This is a genomic window from Flavobacterium cupriresistens, from assembly GCF_020911925.1.
Lineage (GTDB): Bacteria > Bacteroidota > Bacteroidia > Flavobacteriales > Flavobacteriaceae > Flavobacterium > Flavobacterium cupriresistens.
Genome location: NZ_CP087134.1, coordinates 1360249 through 1386683, shown reverse-complemented (window position 1 = coordinate 1386683; position 26435 = coordinate 1360249). Strand labels below are relative to the sequence as shown.

28 protein-coding genes and 1 rRNA gene are annotated in these 26435 nt (G+C 33.9%); 14 read left to right on the top strand and 15 right to left on the bottom strand.

Annotation, left to right across the window (positions count from 1 at the left end):
• Nucleotides 1–21: 21 nt before the first annotated feature.
• From LNP23_RS06315 to LNP23_RS06300, 4 genes are all read left to right on the top strand, one after another.
• The gene (locus LNP23_RS06315) at nucleotides 22–585 is read left to right on the top strand and encodes a 30S ribosomal protein S16 (protein WP_047777640.1); all 564 of its coding nucleotides are present in this window, start codon (nucleotides 22–24) and stop codon (nucleotides 583–585) included.
• A 16-nt stretch (nucleotides 586–601) separates the two neighbouring features.
• Nucleotides 602–1126, top strand: a complete 525-nt coding sequence (gene rimM, locus LNP23_RS06310; protein ID WP_047777639.1) for a ribosome maturation factor RimM — start codon at nucleotides 602–604, stop codon at nucleotides 1124–1126.
• A 129-nt stretch (nucleotides 1127–1255) separates the two neighbouring features.
• The gene (locus LNP23_RS06305; RefSeq protein ID WP_230004300.1) at nucleotides 1256–1606 is read left to right on the top strand and encodes a four helix bundle protein; all 351 of its coding nucleotides are present in this window, start codon (nucleotides 1256–1258) and stop codon (nucleotides 1604–1606) included.
• A 120-nt stretch (nucleotides 1607–1726) separates the two neighbouring features.
• Nucleotides 1727–2434 (top strand): tRNA1(Val) (adenine(37)-N6)-methyltransferase, encoded by a 708-nt coding sequence (locus tag LNP23_RS06300; RefSeq protein WP_230004299.1) that lies wholly within the window; start codon nucleotides 1727–1729, stop codon nucleotides 2432–2434.
• A 9-nt stretch (nucleotides 2435–2443) separates the two neighbouring features.
• Here LNP23_RS06300 and LNP23_RS06295 read toward each other — a convergent pair whose 3' ends face one another.
• From LNP23_RS06295 to LNP23_RS06270, 6 genes are all read right to left on the bottom strand, one after another.
• The gene (locus LNP23_RS06295; protein ID WP_230004298.1) at nucleotides 2444–3697 is read right to left on the bottom strand and encodes a carboxypeptidase-like regulatory domain-containing protein; all 1254 of its coding nucleotides are present in this window, start codon (nucleotides 3695–3697) and stop codon (nucleotides 2444–2446) included.
• Between the two features lie 40 nt (nucleotides 3698–3737).
• A complete protein-coding gene (locus LNP23_RS06290) occupies nucleotides 3738–5033 on the bottom strand; it encodes an HlyD family secretion protein (protein ID WP_047777634.1) in 1296 nt (431 codons plus the stop codon).
• Nucleotides 5034–5035: 2 nt separating this feature from the next.
• A complete protein-coding gene (locus tag LNP23_RS06285; protein WP_047777631.1) occupies nucleotides 5036–7228 on the bottom strand; it encodes a peptidase domain-containing ABC transporter in 2193 nt (730 codons plus the stop codon).
• Nucleotides 7229–7850: 622 nt separating this feature from the next.
• Nucleotides 7851–8087, bottom strand: a complete 237-nt coding sequence (locus LNP23_RS06280) for a hypothetical protein (RefSeq protein ID WP_047777629.1) — start codon at nucleotides 8085–8087, stop codon at nucleotides 7851–7853.
• 61 nt (nucleotides 8088–8148) lie between these two features.
• The gene (locus LNP23_RS06275; protein ID WP_230004297.1) at nucleotides 8149–8301 is read right to left on the bottom strand and encodes a hypothetical protein; all 153 of its coding nucleotides are present in this window, start codon (nucleotides 8299–8301) and stop codon (nucleotides 8149–8151) included.
• Nucleotides 8302–8376: 75 nt separating this feature from the next.
• On the bottom strand, nucleotides 8377–9936 hold the full coding sequence (locus LNP23_RS06270) for a vitamin K epoxide reductase family protein (RefSeq protein ID WP_230004296.1): 1560 nt from the start codon (nucleotides 9934–9936) through the stop codon (nucleotides 8377–8379).
• A gap of 259 nt (nucleotides 9937–10195) precedes the next feature.
• Here LNP23_RS06270 and LNP23_RS06265 point away from each other — a divergent pair, with 259 nt between their 5' ends.
• The 4 genes from LNP23_RS06265 to LNP23_RS06250 are packed head-to-tail and all read left to right on the top strand — an operon-like array spanning nucleotide 10196 to nucleotide 10924.
• Nucleotides 10196–10339 carry a hypothetical protein gene (locus tag LNP23_RS06265; protein ID WP_165579380.1) on the top strand — a complete coding sequence of 48 codons (144 nt, stop codon included), beginning with the start codon at nucleotides 10196–10198 and terminating at the stop codon, nucleotides 10337–10339.
• Nucleotides 10340–10384: 45 nt separating this feature from the next.
• The gene (locus LNP23_RS06260; protein ID WP_117610342.1) at nucleotides 10385–10528 is read left to right on the top strand and encodes an rSAM-modified peptide; all 144 of its coding nucleotides are present in this window, start codon (nucleotides 10385–10387) and stop codon (nucleotides 10526–10528) included.
• Nucleotides 10529–10581: 53 nt separating this feature from the next.
• Nucleotides 10582–10725 (top strand): rSAM-modified peptide, encoded by a 144-nt coding sequence (locus LNP23_RS06255; RefSeq protein ID WP_117610340.1) that lies wholly within the window; start codon nucleotides 10582–10584, stop codon nucleotides 10723–10725.
• Nucleotides 10726–10771: 46 nt separating this feature from the next.
• Nucleotides 10772–10924, top strand: a complete 153-nt coding sequence (locus tag LNP23_RS06250) for an rSAM-modified peptide (protein ID WP_117610338.1) — start codon at nucleotides 10772–10774, stop codon at nucleotides 10922–10924.
• A gap of 36 nt (nucleotides 10925–10960) precedes the next feature.
• On the opposite strand, the gene LNP23_RS06245 is transcribed toward LNP23_RS06250, so the two are convergent.
• On the bottom strand, nucleotides 10961–12706 hold the full coding sequence (locus LNP23_RS06245; RefSeq protein ID WP_230004295.1) for a helix-turn-helix domain-containing protein: 1746 nt from the start codon (nucleotides 12704–12706) through the stop codon (nucleotides 10961–10963).
• Nucleotides 12707–12871: 165 nt separating this feature from the next.
• On the opposite strand from LNP23_RS06245, the gene LNP23_RS06240 reads away from it, so the two are divergent.
• The 6 genes from LNP23_RS06240 (at nucleotide 12872) to LNP23_RS06215 (ending at nucleotide 18522) form a co-directional block, all read left to right on the top strand.
• Nucleotides 12872–14053, top strand: coding sequence for an acyl-CoA dehydrogenase family protein (locus LNP23_RS06240; RefSeq protein ID WP_047777624.1), 1182 nt, complete (start codon nucleotides 12872–12874; stop codon nucleotides 14051–14053).
• An 85-nt stretch (nucleotides 14054–14138) separates the two neighbouring features.
• Complete coding sequence (locus LNP23_RS06235) at nucleotides 14139–14921, top strand: DUF3050 domain-containing protein (RefSeq protein WP_047777622.1); 783 nt, start codon at nucleotides 14139–14141, stop codon at nucleotides 14919–14921.
• Nucleotides 14922–14987: 66 nt separating this feature from the next.
• Nucleotides 14988–15722 carry an SGNH/GDSL hydrolase family protein gene (locus tag LNP23_RS06230; protein WP_230004294.1) on the top strand — a complete coding sequence of 245 codons (735 nt, stop codon included), beginning with the start codon at nucleotides 14988–14990 and terminating at the stop codon, nucleotides 15720–15722.
• Nucleotides 15723–16078: 356 nt separating this feature from the next.
• Complete coding sequence (locus tag LNP23_RS06225; protein WP_230004293.1) at nucleotides 16079–16906, top strand: helix-turn-helix domain-containing protein; 828 nt, start codon at nucleotides 16079–16081, stop codon at nucleotides 16904–16906.
• Between the two features lie 70 nt (nucleotides 16907–16976).
• Nucleotides 16977–17939, top strand: coding sequence for a nitrilase family protein (locus tag LNP23_RS06220; RefSeq protein ID WP_230004292.1), 963 nt, complete (start codon nucleotides 16977–16979; stop codon nucleotides 17937–17939).
• A gap of 76 nt (nucleotides 17940–18015) precedes the next feature.
• Nucleotides 18016–18522 carry a GNAT family N-acetyltransferase gene (locus LNP23_RS06215; protein ID WP_230004291.1) on the top strand — a complete coding sequence of 169 codons (507 nt, stop codon included), beginning with the start codon at nucleotides 18016–18018 and terminating at the stop codon, nucleotides 18520–18522.
• Nucleotides 18523–18657: 135 nt separating this feature from the next.
• Here the strand turns inward: LNP23_RS06215 and LNP23_RS06210 are convergent, their stop codons facing one another.
• From LNP23_RS06210 to rrf, 8 genes are all read right to left on the bottom strand, one after another.
• Nucleotides 18658–19683, bottom strand: coding sequence for a hypothetical protein (locus LNP23_RS06210; RefSeq protein WP_230004290.1), 1026 nt, complete (start codon nucleotides 19681–19683; stop codon nucleotides 18658–18660).
• Nucleotides 19661–21289, bottom strand: a complete 1629-nt coding sequence (locus tag LNP23_RS06205) for an FAD-dependent oxidoreductase (protein ID WP_230005141.1) — start codon at nucleotides 21287–21289, stop codon at nucleotides 19661–19663. The genes LNP23_RS06210 and LNP23_RS06205 overlap by 23 nt, the downstream gene beginning before the upstream one ends.
• Nucleotides 21267–22784, bottom strand: coding sequence for a polyamine aminopropyltransferase (locus LNP23_RS06200; protein WP_230004289.1), 1518 nt, complete (start codon nucleotides 22782–22784; stop codon nucleotides 21267–21269). The genes LNP23_RS06205 and LNP23_RS06200 overlap by 23 nt, the downstream gene beginning before the upstream one ends.
• Nucleotides 22777–22992, bottom strand: coding sequence for a DUF350 domain-containing protein (locus LNP23_RS06195; protein WP_230004288.1), 216 nt, complete (start codon nucleotides 22990–22992; stop codon nucleotides 22777–22779). Before LNP23_RS06195 ends, LNP23_RS06200 begins: the two co-directional genes overlap by 8 nt.
• Nucleotides 22993–23188: 196 nt before the next feature.
• Entirely contained in the window at nucleotides 23189–24418 is a 1230-nt protein-coding gene (locus LNP23_RS06190) for a DUF4178 domain-containing protein (protein WP_230004287.1), read from the bottom strand.
• Nucleotides 24419–24421: 3 nt separating this feature from the next.
• Nucleotides 24422–24784, bottom strand: a complete 363-nt coding sequence (locus LNP23_RS06185; protein WP_230004286.1) for an S-adenosylmethionine decarboxylase family protein — start codon at nucleotides 24782–24784, stop codon at nucleotides 24422–24424.
• Between the two features lie 233 nt (nucleotides 24785–25017).
• The gene (locus LNP23_RS06180; RefSeq protein ID WP_230004285.1) at nucleotides 25018–25782 is read right to left on the bottom strand and encodes a hypothetical protein; all 765 of its coding nucleotides are present in this window, start codon (nucleotides 25780–25782) and stop codon (nucleotides 25018–25020) included.
• A gap of 425 nt (nucleotides 25783–26207) precedes the next feature.
• Nucleotides 26208–26317, bottom strand: a 5S ribosomal RNA gene (gene rrf / locus LNP23_RS06175).
• Between the last annotated feature and the right edge of the window lie 118 nt (nucleotides 26318–26435).

The window sequence follows — 26435 nt, the reverse complement described above, 5'->3', positions numbered from 1 at the left end:
TCAAAATTTAATCAAACGATTATGTCAGTAAAAATTAGATTACAAAGACACGGTAAAAAAGGAAAACCTTTTTACTGGGTTGTAGCTGCAGATGCACGCTCAAAAAGAGATGGTAAATACTTAGAGAAAATCGGTACTTACAATCCAAACACAAACCCAGCAACTATCGACTTAAACCTTGATAGTGCAGTTAAATGGTTACACAATGGTGCACAACCAACTGATACTGCTAGAGCTATCCTTTCTTATAAAGGTGCTTTATTGAAACACCACCTTGATGGAGGTATTCGTAAAGGTGCTTTAACTCAAGAGCAAGCTGACGTTAAATTAGCTGCTTGGTTAGATGCTAAATCTGGAAAAGTTGACGCTAAAAAAGACGGTTTAACAAAAGCACAAGCTGATGTTAAAGCTAAAGCTTTCAAAGCAGAACAAGAAGTTAACGCTAAGCGTTTAGCTGCTGCAGCTCAGGCTGAAGCTGATGCTATTGCTGCTGCAACTCCTGCAGCTGAAGAAGTTACTGAAGTTGAAGTATCAACTGAAGAAGCTCCTGCTGCTGAAGAAAATAACGAAACAACTGAAGCATAAATATTAGTTAGCGAGAATGCGTAAAGAAGAATGTTTTTATTTAGGTAAGATCGCTAAAAAATTTAGTTTCAAGGGGGAAGTCTTGGCTTATTTAGACACAGATGAACCCGAGTTATACGAAAACTTGGAATCAGTGTTTGTTGAATGCAACAAACACTTGGTTCCTTTTTTTATTGAAAAAAGCTCTTTGCACAAAAACGATTTTCTTAGAATTCGTTTTGAAGACATGAATACCGAAGAAGATGCAGATGCCATCATGGGTAATGCAATTTATCTTCCTTTAAATATGTTACCAAAACTTAGCGGTAACAAATTTTATTTTCACGAAGTTATTGGTTTCGAAATTGAAGACCAACGTTTAGGCGTTTTCGGAAAAATAGTTGCCGTAAACGATACTACTGCACAACCTCTTTTTGAAGTTTTAAATGGCGAAGTCGAAATGCTGATTCCGATGATCGACCATTTCTTAGTCAAAGTAGATCGTGAAAACAAAAAAGTCATCATGAACCTGCCGGAAGGACTGGTTGAAATGTACCTTTAATTTAAATTCCAAAATTTTTAAAATTCCAAATTCCAAATTTTACAACCTTGCGGTTGTTTTTTAATTTGACAGAAAAATCTTATTTTATTGATATAAAATTGTTATTTTTGGTTTGTAATAATTTATATTATGAACAAACCTTATGATTTGGAGGAACGAACATTTTTGTTTGCTCGCGAATGTCGACTTTATATTAAAACTTTACCCAAAACTGCATCTAATATTGAGGATGGGAAACAATTAATACGATCGTCTGGTTCGGTTGGTGCTAATTACATTGAAGCTAACGAAAAATTAAGCGATAAAGATTTAGCTTTCAGACTTAAAATAGCCCGAAAAGAAGCAAAGGAATCTAAATATTGGCTGCGCTTACTCCACGATTTAAACACCGACCAAAATACATACTCCGAATCTCTTTTAATTGAAATAGAACAATTACGAAAGATTTTATCAACAATAATTACCAAAACTGCACACTAATTAATCAAGATTTTAGTCTTACTTTTGCACCACAAAATTAGATTGCAAATTCCTTCTTCAAGCAAGACATCCCTCTTAATTGGAATTTGGAATTTTAAAAAATTTGGAATTTACTAAGTTATGTTTACATTCAAACAATTCTCTATTCAACAAGACAAAACCGCTATGAAAGTCGGAACTGATGGTGTCTTATTAGGCGCTTGGGCTACCATAAATCATAATCCGTTTAGCGTTTTAGACGTTGGTGCGGGAACGGGAGTTATTGCTCTTATGCTTGCGCAACGTACAGCTGCAGAGCAAATAGACGCTTTGGAGATTGACGAAGATGCTTACGAACAAGCTGTAGAGAATTTTGAAAATTCTCCATGGGGAGACCGTTTGTTTTGCTTTCACGCAGGACTGGATGAGTTTATAGAAGAACCTGAAGATGAATATGACTTAATTGTTTCCAATCCTCCTTTTTATTCTGAAGATTATAAAACTGAAAGTGAACAACGCGATTTAGCCCGTTTTCAGGACGCTATGCCTTTTGAAGAATTAATTGAGGCTGCCGATTTATTGCTTTCTGAGAATGGAATATTTGCAGTTATCCTTCCTTATAAAGAAGAAGATAGTTTTATTGCCCTGGCAAAAGAATCAGAGCTATACCCTACCAAAATAACTCGTGTAAAAGGAACTCCAACTTCAAGTATTAAGCGCAGTTTAATGGCTTTTAGCCGAAACGAAAATACCGAAATTGAAATCGACGAACTAACAATCGAAATCGAAAGACATGTTTATACTCCCGAATATATTGCGCTAACACAGGATTTCTATCTGAAGATGTAGCGAGAACCTTTACAAATCATTGTTTTTAATCTCCGGAATAAAATTGTTATTATTCCAATATTCCGGGTCTTCTGCTACTTTTACATCTAACTTTAGTCGATCTATAGGGCGTACTATTGGCAGTACTTTATCTGTATTGACATCTTCAGACATTAAATCGTAATTTGAATTTGCCTCTCCTATTTGTTTTTTCTCTACTGTTGAAAAATAACGGCTTTCTTTTTTTTCATTGCAATAATTTACAAAATATTTACCGTTTACGCATTTATAAGTCTGCGTCATTTTCACGGATGATTGAATCCATACATGATCACTATCATTTGACCGGTCTGCATTTAAAATTACATATTGCTCAAACTTCACCACAGCAAAAGAAACGGTATCGATATAGATAAACCCACTTACCGATTTAGGTGAAGGATTACCAAAACCTGTTGAATACACATCCGGCACTAAATTCTGAAAACTGATTACGTACACTTTCTTTCCGGCGTACTCAATTGTTTTTTCTTTTTTCAACTCAAATGAAGCAGCTTCATAGAGTACATTTTGGCTACTCAACACTATATTTCGAAAGACAACAACTCCAAAATACCCTATTCCTTCCCAATTTTCTTTTGAAGTTTCTTCCGCCTTACCTTTAAATTGAAGAATCTCCCCAAAATAATTCGTCGCTGCATCTTTTGAAACCCTAATTCCATTTGGACTATAGGTCATAATAGAAGCTGCTTCATTAACAGAAAACACACCATCCTTTTTACATTGCGCTCTAAAAAAGAATTTCTGATTAAATGGCTCCTGATAATAATTATCCTTTATATGCTGTCTTACTTTTTTTAAAATTGTTTCCGGAGAATCCGATTTTGCTTTATTTTTTGAAGACAAAACCACCATATCATTCAAAACGATTTCAGCCTCTGTTTCTTTATTTAATGCGATATGAAAGGATTCATGCTTTAGTTTTTCAAGCTGAGAAACCAAAATAGTATCGGAATAATAACCCACAGCCGAAATAACCAACTGATCATTAAAACTACTTTTTGGAATATTGAATTGGAAAATTCCATCCTCATTTGCGACACTACTTTTATTACAATTAAGCAGATACAAATCGGCATTTGGAATTACCTCTTTTGTTTTTGAATCTTTAATATCTCCTGAAATGCTAAAAGTGAGCACTACATTTGAGTTTTTAGCCCATTTCCCCTGAGCCCCTACCCATTGAAACCACGCAACAAAAACAATAAAACAAATTTTTTTCATTCTTTACTTTATACGAAGAAACTTTTCGGTTACTTAAAAATTAAACCTGTTCAAAAATACTTTTAAACTGATATAAAATTCTTTCCAGTAATCGCAAATCTTCCGTCACGATTTCGGCACTTCCTTTCATCTCTTGCTGAAACAGGATTTTCTTTTTATAAGACGTTACCAATCCGTTTGGCAAGGCAACATCCAGTAATAAATTTCCATCTTTATCGGGAACCAACGAAATGTTCTGAATTGTACCATATAAAACTCCAAATTCTCTGTCGGGAAAATTGGATAGTCTTATATTCACTCTTTGTCCCACTTTTATTTTCCCGGAATTTAAAGCGGGCGCTTTAACTTTTCCGACAAAACCATTTCTTGCATCCGGAATTATCGAAAAAACGTTATCTCCGGCATTAATCGTTTGATTTTCTGTCCAAACCTGTAAAAAAGTAACAACACCACTAACTGAGGATTTCAATGTATAATTAAGCTCCCAGTCTTTTATCACTTTTTTGAGCTGATAAAAAGATTGCGCCATATTGCGTCCCAGGTTAACTTCTTCTTTAGTGCTGTTTATGTGCGAACTTTGACTTGATTTTGTATTATCAATAAGTGAGGACCTCAATTGCGAAATCGACGATAATAAGCTCCTGTAATTCTTTTGTGCCTGAAGATAATTCAGCTTTTTAGCCTCCATTTCCTGAGTCGAAACTATTCCTTTATTAAACAAAGTTTCAAAACGAGCCACTTCGTTCTTCTGGAGTTGCAATTCGCTTTCATTGATTGCTTTTTGCTGCTGCAAAATATCCAATCGTTCTTTTATTTGAATGTTCTCTGATGTTTGCGCTCTGCTTTCTACTTCAAAAGGTTGCAAATCTTTGTTTAATTCCTGCGCCTGATAGTCTTTTTGAAAAACAGCATAAGCACTTTCAATTTCTCCTAATTGGGTATTTTTCAACAATGCAAAAGGAAAATCTTTTTTGGATTCATTGATATTGTAATGATCAACAATATCCTTCAATAAAAAAACATCTTCATAATTCGCGGTATTTTCAATAACTGCCAAAGTGGTGTTTTTTTGTATGACGGCTTTATCTTTAACCAATATCGCTTCTATTCGTCCGGAAGTTTTAGAAACTATTTTTTCGGGTGGAATATTCGTTGTGATCACAATTTCGGTATTGACAACATCCGGATATTTGATAAACCAGGACACAAAAAACAGCATCACAATTATGGTAAATATCAGTACTGTTCCCCAACGTATCATCCAATGAGGTACTTTGGTGAGTATGTCCTGAACTTCTTCACTTCTTAATTCGAATGTACTATTATCTTCTGCCATGATTAGTTTCCTAATTGTAATTGATTTCTAACCAATTCAAAATAATTCCCCTTTTGTTCTACTAAAGCCGAATGACTTCCTATTTCAATAATGCGCCCTTTGTCTAAAACCACGATCTGATCCGCATTCATTACCGTACTCAGACGATGTGCAATTACCACTACGGTTTTATCTTTGAAGAAAATATCCAATTTTCGCATAATTTCCTTTTCATTATTAGCATCTAAAGCCGAAGTGGCTTCATCAAAAAACAAGATTTCCGGGTTTTTGTATACTGCCCTGGCAATAAGCAATCGTTGTTTCTGACCTGTACTCATACCTAAACCTTCAGAGCCAATTTTAGTATTAAAACCCAGCGGCAAGCCACTAACATACTCTTTTATATTGGCAACATCGGCGGCATAAACCAATCGTTCTTTATTTACCTTGTCAACACCAATGGCAATATTGTTGGCGATGGTATCACTAAAAATAAAACCTTCCTGCATAACCGCACCAATATTGGCTCTCCATGCTTTTTGTGACACATTTTTTAACTGTGCAGAACCAATATGAATCTCACCTTTCTCCGGCTCATAAAATTTAAGCAGTAATTTCATCAGAGTCGTTTTCCCGCTTCCACTAACACCAACTATTGCCGTAACCTTATTTGCGGGAATTATCAGGCTTAAATCATCTAAAACAGGGATATCAGAGCCTAAGTAACGATAGGATAGGTTTTTTATCTCTATATCAGCGTCAAAAGGAACTTCACTGGTTTGGTGTACTTCTTGTTGTGTTTCGTCTTCTTTTTCATGAATTTCAGATAGTCTTGCTAATGAAATCTTGGCATCCTGAAGCTCTCGAACAAACTCTATAAGTTGTGTAATTGGTCCATTTAAACTCCCTACAATGGAGCTAATCGCCAACATCATACCGAGTGTAATGGAACCATCAATAACTAATTTGGCCGACAAAAAGATGATAAAAATATTTTTTAATTCATTGATCACTGAGGAACCGATCGTTTGTGTTTGCTCCAGGACCAGTCCTTTTATTGAAACTCTAAACAACCTTGCCTGCACATATTCCCAGCCCCAACGCTTCTGTTTTTCGGCATTGTGAAGCTTAATCTCCTGCATACCGTTGATCAGCTCCATCACTTTACTTTGCTCTTGGGAAACCTCTGCAAAACGCTTATAATCTAAAACTTCTCTTCGTTTTAAAAACAACGTGATCCACACAAAGTAAAGAACACTTCCTGCGAAGAACACAAAAAATATTTTGAGATTAAAATAAGCCAAAACGCCGCCCATCACAAACATATTGATTATGGAGAATAAAACGTTTAAGGAGGATGTAGTCAGGATACGCTCAATTCTTCTATGATCGTTTATACGCTGCATGATATCTCCCGTCATTCGCACATCAAAAAACGAAATAGGCAGATTCATTAATTTAATAAAGAAATCAGAGATGAGCGAAATGTTTATCCGCGTTGAAAGATGAAGTAATATCCAACTCCGAATAAGTTCTAAACCTGTTCTTCCGGCAAAAAGAAACAATTGCGCAAACAGAATCAGGTATATAAAATTAATATTCTGGTTTTGAATCCCGATATCAACGATACTCTGGGTTAAAAAAGGAAAAATCAACTGCAGCAAACTACTGGCTAATAACCCTATACTTAATTGAACTAGAAAGGTTTTGTATCTTAAAACATACTGGGACAACAATCCGAATCCGATGCCTTTATGATCTTCCTTGTCAAAATCGGTCTGAAAGAATTTTGGAGTAGCTTCGATCAACAAGGCAATTCCTTCCTGAGTTGATTCATCGGCATTGTTTCCGATCCAAAATTTAATAAAATCTTCTTTAGTGTATTCAATTAAACCAAAAGCCGGATCTGAGATATAGTAAGTGCCTCTTTTAATTTTATAAAGCACAACATAATGATTCTGATTCCAGTGTAAAACACAAGGTAATGGAGCTTCTTCTAAGCGCTCCGGACTTAACTTAACTCCTAAAGTTCTGAAACCAATTTTCTCTGCTGCATCGCTCAAAAAAAGCAAATTACTTCCTTCACGAGTTGTTTCACTATGCTCCCTCAACTCCTGAATATGGATTGTCTTGCCGTAGTGCTTTGCGATAATCTTTAAACATGTGGGGCCACAATCCTTAAAATCAGCTTGTTTATAATTGGTGAATTTTTTCAATTTACTTTTGATTTATACAAATCTACATTATTTAAAAAAAACAGAGAGGAAAAAATTTCCTCTCTGTTAAAATTATTCAAAACTGTTATATTTATATTACAATAAATGATTATTCTACAATTGTCATTTCGTAACATATTTGTCCCATATTTCTATTAAAGTAAAGCTCCGCACTTGTATCGTTTGTTACTTTCTTTTTTCAATATTTGAACTTCTTTCAGACCTTTTGGATCCTATATTTTTTCCATCTTTAAAATAATGTTGTCCATAGCAAAAAGTGCTTACACTTTAATTTAGAATCAACATCAATTTCTCTAGGAGATGGCACCGGTTAGCTCTAACCAAATAAAACCAACTCAGTGACCAATTTTCCTGAGAATCCCAACACCAATCATCAATGTGGGGATGTTTGCCCAATGTTCCACGATCGGGCGCCTACAAATTCAAAAAAAACATGACTAAATTTTAAATAAGGCTTTATATTCGATATTTTTAAAAACTTAGAAAACTTGCCAATAAAAACCAAGAGTATCTCACTGCTTGTTTTTAGTCTGCTATTCTAATTCTCCAAGTAACTTTATAACTTTAAAATTTTCTTTATCACTAAAGAGGTAATCGTATTCTATAATTCCGGTTTTGGATTAAGTGGAAACTTGCAGTTTCCTGTACTTCCTTCCGATATTCCGGGAATTGAACCGTTTGGACAATATGAAAAACAATAGGCATTTACCTGTTGTCCTCCAACATAACAAAAACATTTGCAATTTGCCGGTTGAACCGGTTGTCCACCCATAATATTTTTCAACTCATTAACTTGCAGTTTTTCTGCACCTTCAAGATTTAAAATTGCTTTTAACATAATTAAGTTTTATTGGGTTACTACTTTGTGGTTATTTATTAAAAGATTTTTCTTTTAACAACTAGATACGTTTGCAAAGAGACGAATCATAGTCACAATAAGATCCTTTTGGACACTTACCGTTCTGATCACAAGCTAATCCTCCTTTAATACCTTTTTTCTCATTTTTAGTAAGCTCTTGAGCTCCTTCTAATTGTAGAATGTTTTTTAACATGATTATTTGGTTTTTTTGTTATTGTTTCAATTCATTTAGAAATTTGTATCTCTCTTTCCTCAAATGATTTTTGTCTTAGGCTATTTTTTCTAAAACTTCAATCTCTTTCTCTTCCACAAAATCATTTAAAAAGTATTTCAGTTCATTTAATTCATACTCGTTAGGAAATATTTTCTCATTGACAATTTTAACCGGTGTATAATTAAAATTATTTTTAGAACACCAATCGTACTGTTTTTGTATCTCCTGATTTATTATTAATCCTACGGGCTCTGCATTCCATTTTTTCAACCACTTTTTGAGACCCATTTTTTTAATATGCCAATCTGAAATGGCTTCTACCGTTTTCCCGGGTGTTGATCTGTTTATAGTCAGCAATCTTTCTACAACAATCTTATACGGGTTATCTACATTATCAGGGTTAACATTAAATAATACATTTAAAAATATTTTCTCCGGAAATCTTAAAACCAGATCAAATGCATCCTGAAATGATTTATGGCAATGTCCACAACTTGGACTAATTATAATCGCTAATTTTATTGCTGCATTTCTATTTCCAAAATTCAATCCTCTTAAATCCTCAAAATCTGACGTGTAAGGTACTTTTTGCGATAAGAAATTTAATAATGAAAAATTTCTCTTAAATTTCTTCAACTCTTTTAAATCCGAATTAACATTCAACATGTTTTTAATGATTGGTTTTAAAGCCAACCAAAAGGCTCCTAAGAACCCCAATGAGAACACAAAAGGAAAAACACTGTCAATACTAAAACTTAGTGTGAAAAAATCTGACGCAAACCAAATAATACTTTGCACTAAAATCAGAAATGAAACTGACAGACACATTACACACCACTTTTGAATCTCAAATTTCTGTATCCAAATTGATGTTACCACCACCGGAATAGCCAATAAGCTTAAAAATCCGATAAAGATTGACGAATCTGAAGGCTCTATCAAAATCGCTAAAAAGCTTGCACCAAAAAACATCAAAGGCAAATCTGAGAAACTAACCCATTTTCTACCTGAACCGTCAAAATTAAGAACAGAGTTACAAGACGTATTTGGAGTCAGGTTACAAAACTTTGAAATGATACTGCTTTTCAAACCTAATTTCTCCTGTACTATAAAAACACTAACTATTAATCCTAAAAGCGATGTAATTAAAAACAGGCTACTGAATAAATTATAGGCGTTGTAAAAAAATGACAATCCAACTAAGAGAAATAATGGAACATAATACTTTAAAGTTTTATACTCATCTCTGAAACTATCTCTTCCAACTACATTATTTGGCTCAATTGCTACAATAACTCCATTCCAATCTAAAAGAAAGCTATCGTACGATATTTTTTGACTTCCTTTTTTAATTGTGTTGATGCGAACAAAGTCTTTTGCTCTTTCAACCAAAATAAGCTCCTCTTTAAAATAAGCTAAAAAATTAGAAGGCAAATTTTCAATCTGCTCTTTCGAAACTCTTACGGCAGCATTCTCTACTGACAACAAATCCAACGAATCTGTTATCGCAAACAAGCTTGGATAATTTGGATGAGAAAGAAACAAATCTTTGAACTCATTTTTCACTTCCGAGTACTTGTTAATTAGAAGAAATTTCTGAACCAGTTTTAACATCTTTTCGTGTCGTTTAAATCATAACTACGATGCAAATATTGTGGTTTTTATTTTAAAAAAATGCCTTTATGTATACTTTTTATTAATAATAGCACATACAATTTATAAATTATACCAGTACGAATGCACTATTCAATATGTTGATATATAAATAGTTACATAAAAACAAGTCTCTCAAAAACCTCAAAAAGGCTATTCTCGATTAAGGGTTTTGCTTTTTGCCTAGTTTTGAAAAAGTTAAACGCTAACACAATAAAACATGACAAAAAAAAAGGCAACAATCAAAGATTTTCAAGTAGAAAAATTACCTGAAAATCATCAAAAAAAAGTACTTGGAGGAGCATCTCTGGAGGAAGACAAAGACCCAATTCGGGGTGGTGGAGGTAACGCCGGAAACGGCTAAAAAATTCTTAAAAATAAAATTATACAAATTCTAAATACTCAAGTTATGAAAACTAAAATAGTAAAATTAGAAGATTTTGAAACAGCAAAATTATCCAAAAAACAACAAAAAATGATTCATGGCGGAGATGCGCCGATAGATGGAAAAGATCCGATAAAAGGTGGTGGTAATACAGGAGGAAATGGATAAAAAACTACAAAAAAAATTGACACTAAAAATATAAATCATTAATTTACAACATCATGAAAACTAAAAAGATAAAATTCGAAGATTTTAAAGCAGATAAATTATCTAAAAAACAACAAAAAGCGGTCCGTGGCGGGGATGGTCCAATAGATGTAAAAGATCCTATAAAAGGCGGTGGAAATACAGGTGGAAACGGATAACTAACTATAAAAAATTAACTCAAACAAACCAATAATTTAGAAAACCATGAAAATTAGAACATTTAACCTTGAAGACTTTGGAACAGAAAAATTACCTAAAAATCAACTAAAAACAGTTCGAGGCGGAGACGAGTGGGTCGACGGAAAAGATCCTATAAGAGGTACTGGTCACACCGGTAGCACAGGCGGTAACGGGTAACTCCCTAAAACTGTATTACTTAATACAAATTCTTCATTAAATATTATTCGCAAACTGAGCTGGAGACACTCCAGTTCTTTTGCGAAATGATTTCGCAAAGGATACTGCATTCTTAAATCCGACGCTTTCAGCAATGGCCTGAGTAGAATATTTCCGATACATGTGATTGGTAATCATTTGATTGATTACATAATTGATTTTTAACTCATTAGAATATTCTCCAAAAGATTTACCAAATCGCTTGTTTACGATATAGGACAGATAAGTGGTATTTGTTTTTATCTTTTTTGCAACATAAGACAACGTAAAATCGGCATTCAGATACTCTAATTTATTTTCTAAAGCCAGCAGTTTTTCGACAATTTTATTCTCTTTATCCTCGTCGATACTCAGATTGACGTTTTCTTTCTTAATAAGCGGATCCTCTTCCTGATCGATCAGTACGGTTTCGGTTTCGGAATTCTCTTTTTTCTCCAGATTGGCTTTAAATTCTTCAATCAGGGCATTCATTTTCTTATGGGCCTTGTTTTTATCTCTTATGTTTTTTATCAGTAAGAAAACAATTCCAACGACAAGTAAAACATAGAACACCTTTAATGCTTTATTAAAGAAAACTTCAAATTCGTATTTTTTCTGAATGGTAACCATCTCCTCACTCAAATCTCCGACTCCCAGTTTATAATTAACTTCCAGGGCTTCATTATTTAGTTTGGCTTCCGTTTTTTCATAATTATCCAAATAGTTTTTTGAATATTTAAAAGCCAATTCGGGTTCCTTAAATATATTATAGATTTTTGCCTGATAATAATTTGACTTTAAAAAACTTTCATCTTTTGAATTGTCTATTAAGGAGACTGAATCTACTTTTTTAAAGAAAACTAAGGCTTTGTCGTACTTTTTTACTTCATAATATAAATTACCCAAATTATAGTTGGCTACTTTAAATTCTGATTTGTAATTGTTCTGTTTCGCAAAAAATATAATATCATAGTAAGCTTTTTCTGCATTCTTAAAATCATTCTTCATGTAATAAACATTTCCCAGACTGATCTTAGCCCCAATATTATTAATTGGAAAGTCATGAGAAAAAGATACTGTTTTTTTGTAAAAGTATGCGGCAGAATCCAGCAGAAACAACTTTGTACGATTTTTCATGTACCAGCCTTCATACGATCCTGCTAAATGAAGATTGTTATTACTCTTTATAATATTGTATTGCTCTTTGGAATAATAACTTTCATTTTTGTCTATAAAGTCATTAAGATACCTTAAGTTTTTTATGGCCAACTGATAGTTACCAACTTCCTCATTAATAATAGCGATATTACTTTTAAACTTTATTATCTGGATAATATCACCTAATTGTATCGAAAGTTTTATTCCGGTCTGATAGTTTTCAAGAGCCTCTCCAAAATTACCTCTTTTCCATTCGATTAGTCCGCCGTAATTATAGAGGTACGATTTAAGTTGCGTTTTATCTCTTGAATCCGGCATTTTATTCAAATAATTAAATGCCAGTACATACTTTTCTTTTGATTTTACCGTTTCAGATTTTAATTGAAACAAATACGCCAATGCACCATTTGCAAAAGCCAAATGTTTGTCATTATTAGATTTGAGCATCTCATAGGCGTACGTAATCGCCAGGTCTCTGTCTGTATTCCCGCTTATTCGTATTTTATCCTGTAAAAGTAAATATTCCTGCTCCGATAATTCTTTCTTTTGCAGGGCAAAAGTAATATTCAGAACAAAAAGAAGTAAAAAAGAGATGATCAGCCTCATTTAAATTGAATTTGAAACTCAAAATTAGTTTATAAATAACCAATAAACTAGTATTAGTTTCTCTTATTCTTATTTTTTTTTATTCAACGATATAAAAATATAACAAATTAACTGTATTTTGTTATATTTTTATTGCGTAAATTTGTTTTGTAAAACTAACAAAAAATGAAACCAGACTTATTTCAGGCCCCGGATTATTACAATCTTGACGATTTATTGACAGACGAACACAAATTGGTTCGCGACTCAGCACGAGCATGGGTAAAAAGAGAAGTTTCTCCTATTATAGAAGAATACGCTCAAAAAGCAGAATTTCCAAAACAGATTATCAAAGGTCTTGGAGAAATTGGTGGTTTTGGTCCTTACATTCCGGTAGAATATGGCGGAGCAGGATTAGACCAGATTTCTTATGGCTTGATCATGCAAGAAATCGAACGCGGTGACTCCGGTGTACGATCGACTTCTTCTGTTCAATCCTCTTTGGTAATGTACCCAATCTGGAAATATGGTAATGAAGAGCAAAGAGTGAAATACCTTCCAAAATTAGCGACCGGTGAATTCATAGGTTGTTTTGGTCTAACAGAACCTGATCATGGTTCGGATCCGGGAAGTATGATTACCAATTTTAAGGATATGGGAGATCATTATCTTTTAAATGGTGCCAAAATGTGGATTTCAAACGCCCCTTTTGCAGATATTGCTGTAGTTTGGGCTAAAAATGAAGAGGGAAGAATTCACGGTTTAATTGTAGAGCGTGGAATGGAAGGTTTTTCTACTCCTGAAACCCATAATAAATGGTCACTTCGTGCGTCATCAACCGGAGAATTAATCTTTGATAATGTAAAAGTTCCAAAAGAAAACCTTCTACCAAATAAATCAGGTTTAGGTGCGCCTCTAGGATGTTTAGATTCAGCCAGATACGGAATTGCCTGGGGAGCTATCGGAGCTGCGATGGATTGTTACGATACGGCTTTACGTTATGCCAAAGAAAGAATTCAATTTGGAAAACCAATTGCAGGAACTCAATTACAGCAAAAGAAATTAGCCGAAATGATTACCGAAATCACAAAAGCGCAATTGTTAACCTGGCGTTTAGGTGTTTTGAGAAATGAAGGAAAGGCAACAACCTCTCAAATCTCGATGGCAAAAAGAAACAATGTAGACATGGCCATTCATATTGCACGTGAAGCCAGACAAATGTTAGGCGGAATGGGAATCACCGGCGAATATTCGATTATGCGCCATATGATGAACCTGGAAAGTGTCATTACTTACGAAGGAACGCATGATATTCATTTACTGATTACAGGAATGGATGTAACTGGAATTCCAGCGTTTAAATCGTAAATAACTATTAAAATATACACAAAATCAATATTAAAAGCTTCTTCTTACCAAGAAGCTTTTTATCTTTGTACCAAAATTTAATGAAATGAACATTGAAACTATAAACAATAGCATTCAACCTCAAAAAGACAAGCTTTTACAACATTCTTTGTACAATAAAATCCAGAATATTGATGATCTTCATAGCTTTCTGGAAAACCATGTTTTTGCTGTTTGGGATTTTATGTCATTGTTAAAAGCACTACAAACGAAACTTACCTGCACTACAACACCTTGGTTTGCAACAAAAAACCCTGAGACAAGATATTTAATCAACGAAATTGTTCTGGCAGAAGAAACTGATTTAACTCTTGACGGAAGAAGACAAAGCCATTACGAAATGTATCTGGAAGCTATGGAAGACTGTGGCGCTGATACAACCGGAATTAATGCTTTTTTATCTGAAGTACATTCACTTCATAACATCTTTGTTGCTATCAAACAAAGTTCTTTACCTATTGAAGTAAAAGCGTTTCTAGATTTTACTTTCAGGGTAATTGAACAAGGAAAACCACACGAAATCGCTGCTGCCTTTACCTTTGGAAGAGAAGATTTAATTCCGGGTATGTTTACCGAAATTCTGAAAAACTTTCAAAAGAACTTGCCTGAAATCAATTTAAGCAAACTGCTTTATTATTTTGAAAGACATATCGAACTTGATGCTGATGAACATGGACCAATGGCGATGCAAATGATTACTGATTTATGTGGTGACGATGCACAAAAATGGAAAGAAGTTGAAGAAGTTTCTATTTTAGCACTAGAAAAAAGAATCGGTCTTTGGAATGCAATCGAAGAAGAAATTGTCATGAAAGCAGAAATGGTGTAAAAACCAAAGCCCCCTATTTAACGTAACTATTTGTTTAGAATGACCTAAATTTAATTTAGCTAAATTATGACAACAGCGTTCAAACAAATAGTTATTGTTTTTCTTTCCATTTTCCTTATTAGTTGCAGTTCTGATGAAGGCGCTACAGAGAATACTATCGTGCCTCCCACAAAGCCTGTTCCAAATGCAATAAAGTATTTAGCTTTAGGAGATAGCTATACAATAGGTCAGAGTGTATGTGAAACCTGCAATTTTCCCACACAACTTCAGGCAACCTTGCGAGCCATTTATCCACAAAGCAGTACCGCATTAAAAATAATTGCCACAACAGGCTGGACAACCTCAAATTTACTTTCGGCAATAAACGTAGAGAATCCAGAGCCAAATTATGATTTTGTCACTTTACTAATTGGTGTAAACAACCAATATCAAGGAAAAAGTTTTTCGATCTATGAAAAAGAATTCCCCGAATTAGTTACCAAAGCAATCACTCTGGCGAAAGGTGATAAAAAAAATGTCATTGTAATTTCGATTCCCGATTATGCCTATACTCGTTTTGGGCAAATTCAAATGGGAGGTCAGGGTGAAATAATAAGCTCAGAAATAGACCAATACAATAACTTTGCAGAGAATTATTGCAAAAATAACGATATTGTCTTCGTATCCATAACAGATATTACAAGACAGGGACTCCAGAACACCTCCTTAGTCGCCTCAGACGGCCTACATCCATCGGAGAGCGCTTATAAGTTATTCAATGAAAGAATACTACCTAAAATAATAATAACGCTTCAGGATTGATATTTTAACATAACTATCTCTTTATCATCGCCATAACATACTCATCAGAAAAGAAAAAATGGCACCAAGCAAAAACCATAGTAATTTCGAAACCCGATTGTCGCGTATAATTTCGATTTTATTCACATCTTTCATAATACAATTTTAATTGACAAAGCTAAAATGCAATCAAAAAACAGAAAGTCTATAAAGGCCATTAATATACCAGATTAAGACAAATATCAATTCATAAAGAGAAACCCTCAAAAGAATATATTTTCTTCAAGAACTACTACAAAATCAGAAAAAACTCGAAAAATATATTTAATTTTACTTCATTCTGCTACCGTCAACACAGGTTAAAAGAACAATAAACGATGCAAGTTGTACCTCCAAAAGAATTATCACCTTATATAAAACATTATCTTTTTTTAGAAAGAAAAGGCAATGACATTCAAAAACTTCGCTTATTTTCTGATGGTAATACCGGTATCGTATTCTCGTTGAAAAGCAAACTTATATCGGGATTTGATAATTACAAAACACAAAGTTATCTACCCACTTCTTTTTTATATGGACAGCTAAACAATTTTAAAGATGTTTATTCCGGCAGTGAAATGTCGATTGTAATTGTAGTTTTTCAACCAAACGGCTTACATCAGCTTCTGGGAGTTGACAGCGGCGAATTTCGTGATTCCATTATCACGGTTGATGCTATATTTGGTCAAATGGGCAGGGATCTCGAGGAAAAATTAACCACATTATTAACAATTCCGGATCGCTTACAACTCCTGAATCATTTTTTTAAAACGCTTGAAGCGAAAAAACCACAGACAAACCAATTAATAGCGGATGCCTCTTTAGCTTTTATCATCAAAAATAAAGGACAGTTTTCTCTAAAACAATTAGTTGCTTACACCGGTTACACGGAAAGACATATTGAAAGAAAATTTACGGAAGGTGTTGGATTAAATCCAAAAAAGTTTGGCAATATTATAAAACTGCATCATTTTCTGAAACTTCTTAAAAACAAAACGGAAAACACCTCCCTTACATCAATTTCTTATGAAACAGGATTTTCCGATCAATCACATCTCATAAAAGAATTTAAGAAGCATACGGGTATGACACCCAGTGAGTATCTGCTTAATACGGGGAAACTGACGAACAATTTTATCGAAACTTTTCCAAAGAATGCGCTTTAAATGTCGGTTTTATACAATTTATCGATTCACGCTACTCTTACTTTTGGGCTATTCTTAAATAGTCCATCAAATGAAAAATCTAAAAATAGCCACTGTACAGTTTGAAAACAAGAGCGGTGACAAAAACTACAATTTAACTGTAATTGAACAACTTACAAAAAAAGCTTCAGCAGAAGGTTGCGATGTGATTGCATTTCACGAATGTTCTATTACCGGATATACTTTCGCCAGACATTTATCGAAAGAGCAATTGCTTGAAGTCGCAGAAATAATTCCAACCGGGGGTAGTATTTTAAAACTTATCGAAATAGCCAAAACGTATAACATTGTTATACTGGCAGGCCTTTTTGAAAAAGACGAAAATGACGCTTTATTTAAAGCTTATGTCTGCGTCGATAAAAATGGTTTAGTCGCCAAATACCGCAAACTTCACCCTTTTATAAACCCCTATCTCACTCCCGGAAACGAATATTGCATCTTTGAAATCAAGGGATGGAAATGTGGCATCTTAATTTGTTATGACAATAACATTATCGAAAATGTACGGGCAACAACGCTATTGGGGGCTCAAATTATTTTTATGCCTCATGTCACCATGTGCACCCCTTCTACCCGACCTGGCGCCGGTTTTGTCGCTCCCGAGCTCTGGAAAAATCGCGAAAACGACCCGACTTCTTTACGAATAGAATTTGACGGAATGAAAGGCCGAGACTGGTTAATGAAATGGCTGCCGGCAAGAGCCTACGATAATGCCATATACGCAGTTTTCTCCAACCCAATTGGTATGGATGATGATCAATTGAAGAATGGTTGTTCTATGATCATTGATCCTTTTGGGGATATCATCTCCGAATGCCGTTCTTTTGAAGACTCCTTTGCAACTGCACTCATTACCCCTGAAAAATGCATTCAAGCAGGAGGGAATCGCTACCTAAAAGCCCGAAGACCTGATTTATATCGAGATATTATTGGCCAGGACCACCAATCCGAACAAAATGTAGCATGGCTAACTACAGCAAATAAGAAAAGTTAAAACTAAAAATTTCAAAGTCTTTCACCTCCCAAAAATCTATCTTTGATAGAGATTAATTTACAGCATAAACACAATAATGGAATTTCTTAAAACTACAAACAAAGATATCGATGCCGTTTTCGATATCTATAATGAGGCAACCTCTTACCAAAAAACGGTCAACATAAAAAGCTGGAGAGGCTTTGAAAAATCACTAATAGAAACTGAAATTAAAGAAGACCGGCATTTTATAATAAAAGAAGATGATGAAATAGCTTGCACTTTTGTTCTTACTTTTAATGACTTAATCATATGGAAAGAAGCCGCTGCAGATCCTGCGGTATACATTCATCGTATTGCTACGAATCCAAAATTCCGAGGTCGTTCTTATGTTAAAAAAATCATAGAATGGGTAAAAATATATGCCGTTCAAAATGATAAAACCTATATCAGACTTGACACGCACAGCGGAAATGAAAGAATAAATAAGTATTACACAAGTTGTGGTTTTGACTACAAAGGCATCAGTACTATCGAATGGACATCAGAACTACCGGAACATTACAAGGAAGGCTCTTTTAGTTTGTTTGAAATTAAACTTTAAGAAATGCTTTAAAAGAATAGAAAGCCCCTTACGATAACTTCGCAGGGGTTTGTTCTGTTTATAAATCCTCTGCGGAGCTTTATTTTATGATTTTCAAAATCAAAGAAACTTTATAAAGATAAATTTACAACGCTCTTACCCTTTCTTAGATTTCCATATAAATCCATCGAGAATATAATGTGTAAATTGTGGAACGCTCAGCAATGGCACTGCCAAAAATTCCCACCCTGAAAAATTTATTACTTCAAAAGAAATATTTTCATTCCAAACAAAAACTTCCCAAAGAAATTCTTCTGCAAAAGCAATACATAATAAGATTATTGCATAAATAAAAATGCCTTTGTACTTTTTCAAATGACGTAGTTTCCCTAACTCCGAATCTGTTTTACCATCGATTTCTCTAAAATAAACCAGCGCCATATAAGGGATTCCATGAGAAATAACATTCAGCAATGTAAAAATCAAATCATCATTAAAATAAACAATTCCGAAGTACCAGGAAAGTGCTGTGCCTAAAATAATACTGTTTTTAGGGATATTAAAAAATCTCGTTTTTATACTACTACTGTGAAGTATATAAATTAGATAAATTGATAGAATTGCAATGTAAATCCAAAATGCAATTGTTAGAATCGTTTGGTTATGGAAACGAAAAAATTCGTTTTCGACGAACCAGTTGAACTTTCGCGGAGACGACAAAAACCAATACAACATCGGATATCCGGTTGAGGAATAAATCGTGAGATTGTCTATCCAAACCGACAATTTTGCTTTGTTTTCATTTCGCGCATACAATCTCATAAAACCATATTGCTGTCTGATAAAATGATAAACAGCCACATAAGCCAGAAAAGACCAAAACACAATTCCTCCAAAAGCAAAGAGAATAAATCCAATAGAAAAACAAATTACGGGTAAAATCGTCAGCAGTTTTTTTCTTTTTTCGAACTCGTCTTTTACAAAATAGGTTTTAAATAAAGTAGCATAAACATGCGCAACATCAATAAAGACAATTAAAAAAAGCCAGGTATAAAATGAATACTGTTCTTCGATCTTACTGATAAAATCCTGAAACAGAAAAATGATGGCCAACACAAAAAAGGACGGGCCAATTATAAAAAGAAAATCTGTTTTAGCTTTATGAATCCAGGGTTGTCTCATCTAAAATCTGATTTACGGTATTAATTCCGCAGTGAAAAGCTTCTTCAAAAATAGAAATTCCAGACAAATCGGTATGGGCAAAAAACACCCGATTCTCTATATTTTTTTTAGCTTGTTTTTTGGCCTCTCCAAATATAAAACCCGGAACCGGACTTATCATACCGTGTCCCAATACAAAAACCTCCATTTCTTCTGTAACATTTTCAATATCCGGATGTGCAATTTTCAGGTCATCAAACACCATTTGTTTCCAATGTTCCGTTTTCTTTTTATAAATTTCTTTTCTCGTCTTTTTAAGATCCGCACTTGAGAAACTATAATAATAGGTAATCACTTTTTTAGTCTGAACCTGATTTAAAGACTGATGTTGATCGTATACATATCCCAATCCTTTTGATCCGTAAATCACATTATCCCAAGATAGCGGAAAGCTGAAATTATCCTCCAAATCAGAAACTACAAGTGTTGCGAGAAGCCAGGGTGTATAATGAAAATGTTTTGTAAACTCCTTTCTGTCTTTTAGAATATATTGATTCACAAATTGAGGCGTTGCCATTATCACTTTATCAGCAACAATGGTAACAGTAGCTTTTTTATGGTCATCAAATGTTTTAACGATAACTTTATTATTCTCGATTTTAAGTTCGTAAACCAAATGATTTTTAAGTGCTTTATCTTTAGAATACTTCTTTAAATGACTTGCTAATCTGGCATTGCCCTCGGGCCAGGTTAATACACTATCTCTTTTATCTGATGTCACGTCTTGCTTTCTACCGGCAAAATAATGAATTCCTGCCCAGGCCGAAACGTATTCTATTCCCAATCCAAAATCGTCTTTACAACAATAATCGATATACTTAAATAAAGGTTCTGATTTGAAATTGTTTTTTTCAAACCACTCTTTCATCGTTATTTTATCTAAAGCTCTGGTATTTTCATCTGCAGAAGAAAGGTGAAGCGGAATATCAAACAAGTACTTCCCGTCTGCTCCTTTTTTTGTTCTAAAAGTATCCATCTGTTCAAAAAAAACTTTCAATTCTGCGTCTTCTGCCGGAGAATTTCCTTCTTTTGGAACTACACCTTCCTGCCAATTATTTTTATAAAACAATCTCTCATCTGGTGTAAAAGTAAGTTGCAACTCATCAAAAACAGGAAGTCCATTTGAATCGTAACCTTGGATTATTTTTTCTTCTTCCAGAAAATTCAATAGTTCTTTGTCCTTAAAGTTAGGCAAGGGCAGATAATGTGCCCCAAGTGGAAATTTAGAATGTTGATTCTCGCCATTTGAAGAATTTCCGCCTAAGTGCCCTTCCAATTCCACAAGAATAAAATCAGAAATGCCTCTTTTTGTCAATTGACGTGCCGCGCTTAAACCAGAAATCCCGCCTCCAACAATAAGATAAGGTGTTTGAATCTGAGAAGATGATTCAGGAAAATCTTTGATCCACAATCGATGTCCCAAAAGATGTTTGGTTCCTGACAAACGAATCATGAAAACGGCAATTTTATCCGTACAAAACTGCAAAAACGGAACAAGAAGCAGAGAAGCCGTAATTCCTTTTACAAAACTTCGTCTGGAACTACTATAATTTTCCCCATTCTTCATCAAAATAGCGCACTAAAATTTGGTTATCTAAACGATTGATCTCAATTTCATTTGAAATCATATCTTTAGTAAAGTAATTAAATCGGTCAAACTGATAATTATAAAACTTCAGTCCCGATGCTTTTCTGTTTACCGTATTAAAAGTGGTGTTAAAACCATTTATTGCAATGGTAAACCCCCATTCTCCAAACGACGGAACATACGCATGATAAGCATCTGTCTGAGGGAAAACAGCCATTACTGTTTTATTGATACACCAAAATGATTTTGGTGCAAAATAAGGCGAAGTTGTTTGTACCACTATCGCAGCATCCGGTTGGAGAATACTTTGAATGGTCTGATAAAAGTTTAATGAATATAACTTCCCCAGACTGTAATTAGACGGATCAGGAAAATCGATAATTGCAACATCATATTTTACTTTTGAACTTTTTGCCCAAATATAAGCATCCGTATTGATTACAGTAACTTTCGGATTGTTTAACGAATTCTGATTCAGATCTGTCAATACTTTATTGGTTTTAAACAATTTAGTCATTCCCTCATCTAAATCAACCAAAGTAATTGTTTTTACGTTTTTGTATTTCAGAATTTCACGCACTGCCAGACCGTCTCCCCCACCTAATACCAAAACATGATCTGCCTTTTTGGCAATTGACATTACGGGATGTACGAGTGCTTCGTGGTAACGATATTCATCAGCAGAACTAAACTGTAAGTTATTATTAAGATACAACCTGTAATCACTCTTATTGTGCGTCAGGACAATCCGTTGATAAGGAGTTGAATTGGTATAAATGATATTTTCTCCGTACAATTTCCCTTCTGAATACGACAGGATATTCTCTGAAAATATAAAAACAGTCAATAATACCAAGAACGAAAAAATAGCTTTTGCTTTTAAAAAATAGCTCTTTTTTAATTCCGATTCTAAAACAAAACACAGTGCGATTGCAATACTGACATTAATCATTCCAAAAAACAAGGAAGTCCCCATAATTCCTAACTTCGGAACTAAAATTAAAGGAAAAAGAATAGATGCTAATAAAGCTCCTATGTAATCAAAAGTAAAAACATTCGAGACCAAATCTTTAAACTCGACTTTATCTTTTAGTATGTTCATCAGTAACGGAATTTCCAGTCCGACTAAAAAACCGGTTACAAAAACAAGCAGGTATAAAATGAATTGAAAGGAAGCTACACTTTCAAACAGTAAAAACAAGACAACCGAACTCAATCCTCCAATTAACCCCACTAATATTTCGATTTCGACGAAAGTATTCAGTAGGTTTTTATTGAAAAACTTAGAAAAAAAAGAGCCTATACCCATCGAAAACAGATATACACCAATGATAAATGAAAATTGCTTTACAGAATCGCCTAATAAATAACTTGCTAGTGTTCCTGCAACAAGTTCGTAAACAAGTCCACAGGTTGCAATTATAAAAACGGCAAAAAGAAGCAAAAATTCAAACTTGATAAACTTTTTACCCATGTATTGCGGCACTAATAATCATTGAAATCCCAATGATAAATGATGCAAGCACAATTGCAACAGCAACATTGTTTTTTTCAACGACTTCTTTCCATGTATTTTCCGGAGTAATTTTCTCGATTATAAAATAGGCGGCTAACAAAATAATGATTCCTAAAAACGAAAAAAGAATCGAATTGATGATGGGTTGGTAGTGTATTAAATCCATAGTTTAAAGACTTATTTATGATAAAAACGGTTTATTGAACTTCTATTTCCTGACGAACTGTAACTTTCTGTTGATTCGCAATCACAGATTCGGTTTCCCGAATACGCAAAATGCAAATAGACCCCAAAGCAAAGCAATCCTATAGCTATTGCTACTAAATTATTTTTTATAAAATCAAATGTATTTTTCATATTGTTTATTCGCTATAAGGGGAATAACTACTGTCTGCCCATCTTCTTTTTTCAAAATTAAATCTGGCAAACCCGATAATAACAAGAATAACAATCATAAAGATAATAACCAGCCAGACATTTCGATTTGAAGGCTCGTTCCAGACTACTTTAAACTTCATCACATTATTACGAACATCCTCGGGTGCTTTCTGAGGTTTAATCAAAAGGTGGTATTTCCCTCCTTTTACCCCGCAGATATTAAATTCTTCGGATTGCTTACCTTCTGTCCAACTTGAACCGTCTTCATAACCGGAATAATATTCGATATCTTTATTGGCATGAGTTTCTTCATTTGTTTTTTCATCGACCAGAGCAATATCAACATTCGCCCAGGAATTATCAACCTCGGTGGAAACCCAAATAGTCAATGGAGCAGAACCTCCTTTTAACTCAAACGAGTCGCTTAGAAGTTCTTTGTTATTATAACGATCAAAAGTGATCTCTTTAGAAAATACGTTTTGTTCTATCTGATCTTTATAAATATACCAGTTTGAGGAAATAATCAATAAAGCAAAAAGACAAAATATAATAGCTGTATTACTCAAGTTAAAGTAAAAAGGCTGCACCACATTTACACCGGTCTGATATCTTAATAAACTGCTAGGAAATGCTTTCCTAATCTCATCTTTACTAATATACTCCCCTAAATAAGTGGTTTCAACGTTATCCATTTTTTCAATAGAAACCATAAATGGAGGTCTGATATACTCCACCATATGAATCCAGGTATTAGGCAATGAAAAATCGAAAAAACCCTGAGCTGTTTCAATTGCGGCATCACAATATTCGTACAGATTAAAATTATCTTCTTTATATTCCAACGAACGTGGATGCTTCTTTACATCATATTTATCCTCAATTTCCTTTAAAAATATCCAATGACCGTTTACTTCAGAGAGGTAAACAAATTCATTTGTTGCATTGGTTAGAATATACTCTCGCCATAAATGTACTCGACCTACTACTTTGACCATCATACCTGTAACAGTATATTCTTTTCCTTTCAGAAATCCTTTATTTCCGACAGCAAAAGCAAAACCATCTTTGTTAGGCTTATACTTAGATTTTCGTTTAAATTGTCCGTCATCCTGTTTTACATACAAACTACAGCATGCCGGGCAGACAAAATTAACCACTTCAAAACCAACCTCTAATTCGGTAACGGTATTACAATCGTAACAAGGAACTTTCATATATTAACGATTAATTTCAAAATCTTTTATAATTGTTCCTTCAAAATAGGCAACATAATCTGCCATAACATCTTTTACCTTTTGTGAATTATCCTGCAGGTAATTACACAAATAAACATCAAGGGTTAACTGATTGTACTCCGGCCAGGTATGTATACAAATATGAGATTCTTTTAAACAAAATGAAATCGTAAAACTGTCGTTTTCGAAATTGTGAACAACAACGCCTACTTTTTCCAAGGAATATTTTTCTAAAATCAAATGGGTAGCAGCAACAAAACCATTACTATCAGTAAGTTTATGAGTTTCATCAACATGTAAAGTAACCAGTTTATGCAATCCTGGCGAATAAGGAGGTAAATCCATTAAAGTTATTTAGGTAACAAAAGTGGGCAAATATATACTATTTTATCTAATAATTTTAACTTAAAAAAGACTAAAAATTATTCATCACCAGCTGTTTTCGGGCACAATCCTGATTACTGAAACTATCTGCTTATTTCAAAAAGTTGCTTCTATCCCATTAACCACTATATCTCTTGCGGCATTAGAACAAATAAGAATAGAAATTCATTAAACAAAAAGCCCTGAAACTGCAATCATTTAATTTCTTTTGAATAGGCACTCTTATAATTAACAAGCTGATCGCATAAAAAAAATTTTATTCTCAAATCATCCTTACTGTTTACAATTTCCTGAACCTCTTTCTGGTCCACAAGGAAATAACAAAACTTAGACAATTCCTCTTCCGGAATTTTTAAAGTTCTTAAAATATACTCTCGATGATTATCGTTAAAAAACTTAATGTTTGTTTCCTTACTTTCAATCAAAATCAAATTTTTCAATTTCTTAGTTCTACCATTAATTGCATTAAGTATAGGATCCACTTCCATTGACCCCGCCAAAAGCCCCAATAAGTGTATGGGTTTAAAATCACCGGCAGTATACAGTTGTCGTTCAACCTGAGTTTTTCTTTTTATCGCTTTGGGTATGATCCCTAACGAAACAGCATTGATTTCATTGTTTTTATCTATTGTGACCTCTTTTAGTTGATATGCTCTTTTGTTCATTTGAACCTTCACTTCCGACATTAAAATATCCTCAGCTTTAACTGAAAGCCTCAAAACCTCTAAATCAATTGAAGAGAATAAAAGGATATCCCCTTCTCTAACTTTGATTAAAAAAGCCCCAAATTTGTCTGTAACTCCTGAATTCACATCAAACTTATCCGACGAAGACTCATTTATAACATTGACATTACCATACGGAATACCATCTACAACGACAAACCCTTTTACTACTATTCTCTGCTGAGAAAAACCATATGATGAAAGCAATAAAAAAGCGATTACCAGTATTCTCATACGTGTTTGTTATCTAAATTTTAGGAACCTAATTTAAAATAGGCCGATTTGAGTACCCAAAACTAAAAACAAATCTTCACCCAAATTTAAATTTAACTTATTTTTCTGACAAGAAGCTTCCCTCTACTTTATTTTGGATCAAAAGTTCGTGGTATTCTATTGTTTTTGCAGTTCTATTTAGGAAAACAGATTTTTTTTGAAGCAAATATCTCATTTTAAAAACCCCCTTGGTTTACTAAATAAAAGCTAGGTTCAAAACTTCTAAAATTATTATCTGTAGAATTTTTTAAGCTGCCAACATTCCGCAAGGGATGCAAAGATAAGTTTAAAATGAACTTACATCACTTATATGGTTTAAAAAAGCTAACAACCAAAAAATTATATAAAACAAAAAACCCTATCCGATTTGGATAGGGTTTTTAAAAGAAAGGCGACGACATACTCTCCCACATAACTGCAGTACCATCTGCGCAGGCGGGCTTAACTACTCTGTTCGGGATGGGAAGAGGTGAGCCCCGCCGCAATAACCACCTTAAGGTCGTTGTTACTTGAGGTAACGTACAATTAATTAAAAATTTAATATTAATAATTAAATAATTGCAACAATATCTTAACATACTGAGATAAAGAAAGTATTTTATTTTAGAAAGTTT